This window comes from Brasilonema octagenarum UFV-OR1, from assembly GCF_963888615.1.
In the GTDB taxonomy this organism is placed as follows: Bacteria; Cyanobacteriota; Cyanobacteriia; order Cyanobacteriales; family Nostocaceae; genus Brasilonema; species Brasilonema sennae.
In genome coordinates this window covers 39,087-48,361 of the sequence record NZ_CAWPKW010000256.1, presented here as the reverse complement: position 1 = coordinate 48,361, position 9,275 = coordinate 39,087, and the positions used below count along the sequence as shown (strand labels likewise).

Sequence of the window (9,275 nt, the reverse complement as noted above, 5' to 3'; positions counted from 1 at the left end):
ACGCCAGTCCCCTGGCTCGGGGGGAACCCCCGCACGGGGCTGGCTCCACAACGCGGGGAACCCGCGCAAGGCACTTCTCTGTGCAGCACTGGACTCACTGATAACTGTTCACTGAAAAGCCCCATTTTTCCATAACTCCAATACTTCGTTCGCTGTGAAATAACGTTCTTGTTCTGTAGCCAGTGATTTGATCACAGAGCGCATTTTCTCGTATTGCTCTCTGGGTTGGGGATTGTGTAGTTGTTTTTCAAACAAATATTGGAAATTACTTGCTCCGCTCCATTTGCCGAAAATAACGTTTATGGTGCTGTGAGCAAAAGCATCATAGCTTTTAGGATCAGATAAAAAAGAATTGACGTGAACACCGGTTTCATGGCGTTGAGCAGCTTGAGAGTAGGGGGGAGCGGGACGAACTCCCAATTTTTCAATAAAATCAGTTACAGGGGCGATCGCATCATAGTTTATCCCCTCAACTTCTATACCAAAACGGACTCGCAACCCATTTAACACCTGCTCAAGGGCAACATTTCCGGCTCGCTCTCCAATACCGGCAAATGTACCCGATACGAAACTAGCTCCGGCCATCACAGACTGGAGGGTATTTTCGAGAGCCATACCCATATCATTGTGGTAATGTACCCCCAATGTCACTCCTGTAGTAGATTGAAGCAGGTCATTAACCCAGATATAGCTCTTTTCTGGAGTGAGAATTCCGACTGTATCGCAGAGAAAGAAGTTTTCAATGTAAGGGCTGCATGAGCGGATACATTGTACTAAAAAGTCAAAATCAGCTCTTGAGGTATCTTCGCCTGCGAAGTCTACGGTCAGTCCCGCAACCTTTGTGGCATAGTGCAAATGTTCGACAATTGAATCAATAGCATTTTGGCGAATTCTATCGATTACTTTGGCTGGGATGTCATCATCAATGGTTTTTCCTTTAAACTCGCTCATCTGACGAATCTCGGGGTCTCGCAGAAACAACAGTCGGTCAGAAAGAGCATAGAATAGGACGATACGCTTTATACCGCAGTCTTTTACTTGATCAATGAACTTCTTGTTCATCAAAGTAGCCGAAAAAATTAGACTATCCAATCCCTTTGAGATTAATGTTTTAGCTAGTTCAGCTTCTTGCTCACAGATAAAGGGCATAATATCGATTCCATGAACCCCAGTTTTGGCAATTAAATGGGCGAGTTGATGTTTAGTTGGATAAGAGAAAAAAACGCCCGCTTGTTGTTCTCCATCGCGCAGGGTATCATCGTAAATTTTGATAGGAAGGGTTTCCATTGTTTTATACTCCTTAAGAAAGAAAAGATTCAGATTTAGTTTTACTAAACACTACTAGACCTCTCCAAAAATGGTTATGAAAGCTTTACGGGGCTTGCACTAAAAATCGATTTTTGGAGAGGTCTACTGCTGTAATTGGCAATTAATCCTTTTTTAGATCATACTTGCGTCATAGTTCAATTTCCTCTTCGTCTGATTTTAAAGGTTCCATATCTGCGGTGGTGGAATTAATCCAAATGCAGGTATCGAGATAATTCGCTAAATCACTGAGGGTGGGGTACTCAAATACCTTACGCAAAGGTAGTTCTACTTTGAAGGTGTCGCGGATGCGGTAGCATAGTTGGGTGGCTAATAGAGAATGTCCCCCCAAGTTGAAGAAGTTATCATGCCGGGCGATTGCTGCATATTTCAGCAGCTTTGCCCATAATTCGGCAAGTAATTTTTCTGTCGATGTTACAGGCAATTCAATGTCTGTTGATGAAACTGCTGTATTTGGTGCAGGTAAAGCTTTACGATCTACTTTGCCATTCGGTGTCAGTGGTAGTTTTTCTAAGACAGTAAAATGGTTAGGAATCATATATTCAGGGAGATTCTTAGCCAGAAAATCTCGCCATTCGGCTAACAAACCTGGATCTACTTGATTGATGCGATATTGCAACGGTTGGTTAGCGTAATGTTGCCAGGGCTTAAGTTGCAAATTTTGCTCTTGATTAAACCGTGGCAGTGTCACCTGTCCAGGAATCTTCCTTTGAAACACAATATCGTAATAAGCAAACCCTGAGTCACTATATTGTATAAAAGGTGTATAGGGTAAATCTGGTACTAAAGCTCGGAACGCTTCGGGTTCTATCCCTAACTTGGCTTGTGCAACAGCCGCTTTCAAGTCCCAAACAGTACCATTTAATTGAGCAATTTGTTCTAACAGCACCATTTCTGAGGTCAGACGTGCATTGGGAATATCCTTAATGCCTAGTAAATCTGGTTGCTGAGTTATTAAAATTTTCTCGATTTTTTCTAGATTCAACTGTTGGTCTTGCCAATTTAACCATTCAGGTTCTGCAACGGGAGTATCTGTCCGATCCAAGTGTAAAACAACGTCATAACGAAAACGGCTCATTTCCGTTTGCGCATAACCCCGTTGCAATTGAATTTGGACATGACTAATTCGAGGAAATCTTTGTTTGAGGGCGATAAAGAAATCAGGATCAATCAGTAATTCGCCTTCGGTGCGGATGCTTTTTTGAATCTGTTGATGCAAGTCCTTGATTGATAACTCATCGGGGGCACGATAAAACTCAACTGCCGTATGAAAAGCTTCCAGCAGATTGAGATTTCGCACATCCCCAATAAAGATTGCTCCTTGAGTCGTCACAGCGTTAACAGCTCCTTGCAAAACTTCCAAAAAGTAATCCAAGGTGGGAAAATACTGGATGACGGAATTCATGATGACTAAGTCATAAGCATTTGTCTCAATGCCGTCAAACTGGTTAGCGGCACTTTGTTTTAAGGTGACTTTCTCCTTGAGAGATTGCTGTTCTAAATTTTGTTCAATATACTGCAATGCGCCCGCAGAAAAATCTGTACCTAGATAATGCTGACAATGAGGCGCGATTTTAAACAATAACATCCCTGTACCGCAACCAATTTCCCAAACCCGTTTCGGTTCAAGTTCCAAAATTTGGTCAACTGTTGTATCTCGCCATTCCTGCATCGCCGCTTGGGGAATGGGTTCTCCTGTGTAGCTATCATTCCAACCAGCTAAATTGAGAGTTGGATCATCGCTTGGGGCTTGTTGCTGAGAGTAGCTATCATTGAAAACTTGCTGCCACAGTTCAACTTGTTCAGTTTGCAGAGTATTATCTTCAAGGTTGTTATGTGTTGGTGTGGGTACAATATAAGCTAGCAAGCGTTGAGCGATAGCTTCGCTGCTGCGCGGAGCGCAGATCGCATCTTCTGCTGCTTCTACAATCACAACTGCTTGCTGAATTTGGGGATGTTTGGTTAACAAGGCTTCAATTTCACCCAATTCGATGCGAAAACCGCGCAGTTTTACTTGATTATCCATCCGCCCCAGGTATTCTAACTGCCCATCGGGCAACCATCTGGCTAAATCTCCGGTTTTGTACACTCGTTCTGGTTTACCAAATAAGTCCAGAGAAATGAATTTTTCCGCTGTGAGTTCGGGACGGTTGAGATAGCCACGGGCTAAACCAACACCCGCAATACAAAGTTCCCCAGGAATGCCAGCAGGTAGGGGTTGGTTGTGGTTATCTAAAATGTAGATACGTACATTGGCAATTGGCTGTCCTATCAATAAATCGCCCACCAGATCCCTTTTTCCAGTTGCTTCGTAAACACAACACCCCACAACCGCTTCTGTCGGCCCATATTCGTTAATCAGGCGGGTATCGCGGGCATGAGTCAACCACGGAATTATTTGGTTGGCGTGTAATGCTTCACCGCCTAAAACAAAGGCATTGACCCGATTTGGCATGAAATCAGGATGAATTTGCTGATTGAGTATTTCCAGATGCGAAGGTGTAATTTTGACTAAGGATAGATGATTGTTTTGTTTGACGATATTTGCTAAGGATTCAATTTCTTGTTTTTCTCTTACCAGGATGGTGGTACGCCCACAAATTAGAGGTAGGTACAGTGAGGTAATCGTTGCATCAAAGCTAAGGGAAGACTGTACAGGTGTACCTTGCCCTTGGGCTACTGCGTAATAGTCTTTTGCCCAGTGTAAATAGTTAGTTAAACCACAGTGTAGTATTTCTACGCCTTTAGGTTGCCCAGTAGAGCCTGAGGTGTAAATCACATAAGCTAAATCATCGAGTTGACTTTGGCAACTAGGGTTATCTGTAGATTGTTTGGCAAAGTTATCCTCATCTAAACATAGTACTTGGTATTGGCGATAGCGAAGCGCTGCGCCCAAGGGGCGATCGCCTTCTTGAATCTCCAATTTATCTTTAAGTTGACTATGGGTGAGCAATACCTTTGCCCCACAGTCTTCGAGCATAAAACGAATCCGCTCTTGTGGGTAGTTGGGATCAATGGGTACATAAGCCGCACCTGCTTTGAGAATGCCAAACAAGCCAATCACCATTGAGAGCGATCGCTCGACGCAAATTGCGATCAATGGGTTGTCAGACAATTGTTGTTCTGTTTTGAGTTGCAACAAATAATTAGCCAGTTGATTAGCTTTCTGGTTCAGTTCTTGATAACTCAGGCTTTGCTCTTCAAACACCACCGCAATATTATCGGGCGTTTGTGCTACTTGTTGTTCAAACAGAGTTACCAGTGTCTGGTCTTGAGGATAATTGATATCAGTTTGATTCCAAACTCGCAGTTGCTGGATTTCTGGTGTTGTCATCAAGGACAGCTTGCTGATCGGCTGTTGGGGATTTTGAGTAATCACTGTCAGCAAAACTTCAAAGTGTCCCGCCATGCGCCTAATTGTTTCTGCCTCAAATAAATCTGTGGCATATTCCCACATACAGTGCAGTTGGTCGTCTCTTTCGCAAAGATCCAGTGTCAAATCAAACTTAGCAAATGGGAAACTTTGTTCCAAGTATTGAATATCAAGCCCTGGTAAACTAACATTCTTCCCCGCCCCTTCCGCGTTTTGCAACACTATCATCACTTGGAATAAGGGATTATGGCTGAGACTGCGTTCTGGTTGCAACTGTTCGACCAAATACTCAAAGGGAATATCTTGATGAGCATAAGCATTTAAGCAAGTTTGGCGGGTTTGTTGAAGTAACTCGCTAAATCCTTGCTCTGGATGAATTTTGCTTCGCAATACTAAGGTATTGACAAAAAAACCAATTAACCCTTCTGTGTAGCTATGGGTGCGGTTAGCGATCGCCGTACCAACACATAAGTCTTCTTGACGGCTGTAACGAGATAGTAAAATATTAAAAGCCGTCAACAGGGTCATAAACAAACTAACCCCGTGTTTTTGACTCACTATTTTGAGTTTCTCAGTCAGTTCATTGCTTAAACGATATTCCTCGCGTCCACCTTGGTAAGATTGTTGCGCTGGACGGGGATGATCGGTTGGTAACTCCAGCAAGCGGGGCGCATCGCCTAGTTGTTGTTTCCAGTAATTTTCCTGATTTGATAAAATCTCCCCTTGTAACCAACTGCGCTGCCAAGCCGCATAATCAGTATACTGAATCGGTAATGGTGACAAATTCGGAGCAGAACCCGCAGCATAAGCAGCATAGGCCTGTTCCCATTCACGCTTAAACACGCCCATTGACCAGCCATCACTGATTATGTGATGTATATTAATCAACAGAATATTTTTTTGTTGGCCCAGTTGCAGTAGTTTGGCTTTGAACAGAGAACCAGTATTTAAATCAAAGGGTTCTTGAGCATGGGTATCGGCTAAATGTTGTATAGTTTGTATTTGCGTCTGCGAATCGAGTTCTTGTAAATCTGCGATTACCAGTACTTCTATATCTTCTACATTTTTAACTACTACTTGCGGTTCTCCCTCCAAGGCAGGGAAATAAGTGCCTAAACTTGTATGACGTTGCAGCAAATAAGTTAAACTTGACCGCAGAGCCTCTACATTGAGGTTGCCATCAAGTTGGAATGCGATCGGCATATTGTAGGTAGCTGAGGTTCCTGTACCTTCAAGTTGAGCTAAAAACCAAAGTCTTGATTGGGCAAAGGACAGAGTTTTGGGTTCATTTTCTGGCTGGGGTGTGATCGCAGGTAAACCGACACTCGAACCGGCTTTGTCAATTTCCCACGCCAACTCAGACAAAACGCTTTGCTCAAATACCTTGCGAACAGGTAATTCTACCCCAAAACTGTCACGAATCCGAGTGATCAATTGAGTCGCCAACAGCGAATGTCCACCTAATTCAAAGAAGTTGTCTCTACGACCAACAGACTTAACTTTTAACAAACCTTGCCATAAACTAGCCAGTAGTGTTTCTGTAGGAGTGACTGGCATTTCAAAGTCAGTTGAAGCGGCTGTATTTGGTGTTGGTAATGCTCTGCGATCTAGCTTACCGTTAGGAGTAAGGGGCAACTTATCCAACACCATAATTTGGCTAGGAACCATATAATTCGGCAGGCGAGTTTTGAGATAGTCCTTAAGTTCACTCCCTAAATTGAAAGATTTTTCCTCTGCCGTGACATAGGCTATTAACCTGGGATTACTATCAGTTTCATATAAAATAACAACAGCTTCTTTAACTGATGGATGTTGCAATAAGAGTGATTCGATTTCACCAAGTTCAATCCGAAAGCCTCGTAATTTAACTTGCTCGTCAATGCGACCTAAGTATTCCAGGTTGCTATCATCACCCCATCTTGCTAAGTCGCCAGTTTTGTAAATTCGCTCGATTTTACCAAATAAATCAATTTCAATAAATTTTTCAGCAGTTAAATCAGGACGATTAAGATAACCTCGTGCTAAACCAACCCCAGCGATGCACAATTCTCCTGGAATTCCAGGCGGGAACGGTTGATTGTGAGCATCTAAAATATAGATACGGATATTTGGTAAAGGTTTACCAATCGATGGTTTTTTGCCATTAGGTTGACAAAGTGCGCTCGCTGCACCAACCGTAGATTCCGTTGGCCCATAGCCATTGAAAAAACGTCTTCCTGGTGCCCATTGTGCCACTAATTCGGCTGGGCAAGCTTCACCACCAACAACTATGGTTTGCAAATCCGGCAAAGGAGCTTGAGGTAATACCGATAACACCGAAGGCGGTATAATCATATGCGAAATCTTGTGATTAATTAAAAAGTCAACCAAGACTTGACTTGGTAACAAAGTTTCTTTTTTCGCAAGATATAAACAAGCACCCACAACGAAGGTAGTAGCAATTTCACCAATAGAGATATCAAAACTAAAAGAAGCAAGTTGAAGGAAACGGCTTTGGGGTTGAACTTGAAAAGTATTCGCTGATGATAAAGCCAAATTGGTCAGTCCACGATGTTCAATCATGACCCCCTTGGGACGTCCCGTCGAACCAGAAGTATAGATGACATAAGCTAAATTATCAGGCGTACTTTGGGAAATGGGATTATCGGTTAACGCCTCAGAAAAATCTGTCTGATCTATACAAATTACTTGACAGGGATGTTTGAGTTGAGTTGTTGGTAATTTCTCTGTTATAAAACTTTGGGTTAACAACAGCGAAGTTCCACTATCTTGTAAAATCCATTGAATCCGCTCTTGAGGATAATTGGGATCAATCGGTACATAAGCTGCACCTGCTTTGAGAATACCGAGTACCCCAACAATCATCTCCAAGGATCGTTCAACACAGATACCAATTAATGTATTTGGCTGGATTTGATGATTTTGAATCAGATAATGAGCTAATTGATTCGCTTTTTGATTCAGTTGTTGATAAGTTAGATGTTGAGATTCAAAGACTAAAGCAATATTATCAGGGTTTTTCGCAACTTGAGCTTCAAACAGGTCAACCAAAGTTTGATTGAGGGGATAATTAGTTTGAGTTTTATTCCAGATTTGCAGCTGCTGACATTCATCCTCTGTAAGCAACGATAGGGTATTAATAGGTTCGTTCGGATTATCGACAATTCCCTTCAGGAGAACTTCAAAATGTCCCGCCATCCGTTGAATAGTTTTAGCTTCAAACAAATCTGTTGCATATTCCCATTCTCCGATCAATCCCTGAGGTGTTTCTCGAAAAATAAGCGACAAATCAAATAGAGTCGTCGTGTTTTCCCACTCAAAACGAGTCAGAGTTAATCCAGGAATTTCTAATTTCTCTTGAGTTGCATTTTGCAAGCCAAAAGCGACTTGAAATAGGGGATGATGAGAAAGCGATCGCTCTAGACCCAATTCATCAACCAATTTCTCAAAAGGTAAGTCTTGATGGTCATAAGCATCCAGGGTGACTTGCTTCACCCGTTGCAATAATTCTAAGAAAGTTGGATTTCCTTGCAGGTTGGTACGCAAAGCTAAAGTATTGACAAAAAAGCCAATTAGTGGTTCTATTTCTCGACGGTTGCGATTGGCGATCGCAGAACCAACAACAATATCCTCTTGTCCACTGTAGCGCGACAATAACAGCGTAAATGCTGCAAGTATTGTCATAAACAGGGTGGTTCCTGACTCCTGACTTAAACGCTTCAGCTTCTGTGTTAAATCTTGATTGAGTTGCAAAAACTCGCTACGTCCCCTAAAACTTTGCACTGATGGGCGCGGTTTGTCGGTGGGCAATTCTAACAGAGGCGGGACTGCGGCTAATTGTTTTTGCCAGTAATTAAGTTGCTTTTGGAGAACCTCCCCCTGTAACCATTGTCTTTGCCAGTGGGCGAAATCGGCATATTGTAGGGATAATTCGGGTAATGGAGAGGGTTTTCCTGTGCAGAATGCGGTATAAAAGGTGAACAATTCCCGGCGGAATATGTCCATTGACCAGCCATCACAAACGATATGATGGATGACAAGCAACAACAAATGGGATTGGTCAGTTAGTTGCAACAACTTTACGCGCAGCAAAGGTGGATTTGATAAATCAAAGGGTTGTTGCAATTCTTCTGTAGCTAACTGCTGCGCTTTCTTTAACTGGTCTTTTTCTGTTAATTGTCGCCAGTCTAGCACTTGTATTGTCAGCTGAGGATTAGCGTGAATCACCTGTATTGGCGATCCATCGACAACTGAGAAACTAGTACGTAAGACTTCATGACGTTGAACAATTTCTGCGATCGCTTGTTCTAAAGCAGCTCTATTAAGAAATCCGTTAAGTTGCCAGAAAAACGGAACATTGTAGACACAATTTTCGCCCTCTAGTTGATCAAGAAACCATAATCTTTGTTGAGCAAAAGAGAGAGCAAGAGGTTGTTCCCGCGATACGGGTATGAGGGGAGGTGGAGATTGCTGTTGCTTTTTCAGTTTTTGTAGGACTAATTCTCGCTTTTCTGGTGAAAGGGCTTCTAGACGTTTTAGTATATCGCTCATAATGTTATTTCTGAAATTTTAGATT

General features: G+C 42.5%; 2 protein-coding genes. Both read right to left on the bottom strand.

Annotation, left to right across the window (positions count from 1 at the left end):
- Positions 1-108 precede the first annotated feature (108 nt).
- Entirely contained in the window at positions 109-1,287 is a 1,179-nt protein-coding gene (locus tag AC5590_RS20855) for a hydroxymethylglutaryl-CoA lyase-like TIM-barrel protein (RefSeq protein ID WP_169265348.1), read from the bottom strand.
- Between the two features lie 169 nt (positions 1,288-1,456).
- Positions 1,457-9,250: a non-ribosomal peptide synthetase gene (locus tag AC5590_RS20850; RefSeq protein ID WP_169265347.1), complete on the bottom strand. Its 7,794-nt coding sequence runs from the start codon at positions 9,248-9,250 to the stop codon at positions 1,457-1,459.
- Between the last annotated feature and the right edge of the window lie 25 nt (positions 9,251-9,275).

Bases quoted from the DNA above. Each gene is read 5' to 3' on its own strand.
- AC5590_RS20850 (WP_169265347.1), bottom strand. From the start codon at position 9,250: ATGAGCGATATACTAAAACGTCTAGAAGCCCTTTCACCAGAAAAGCGA.
- AC5590_RS20855 (WP_169265348.1), bottom strand. From the start codon at position 1,287: ATGGAAACCCTTCCTATCAAAATTTACGATGATACCCTGCGCGATGGA.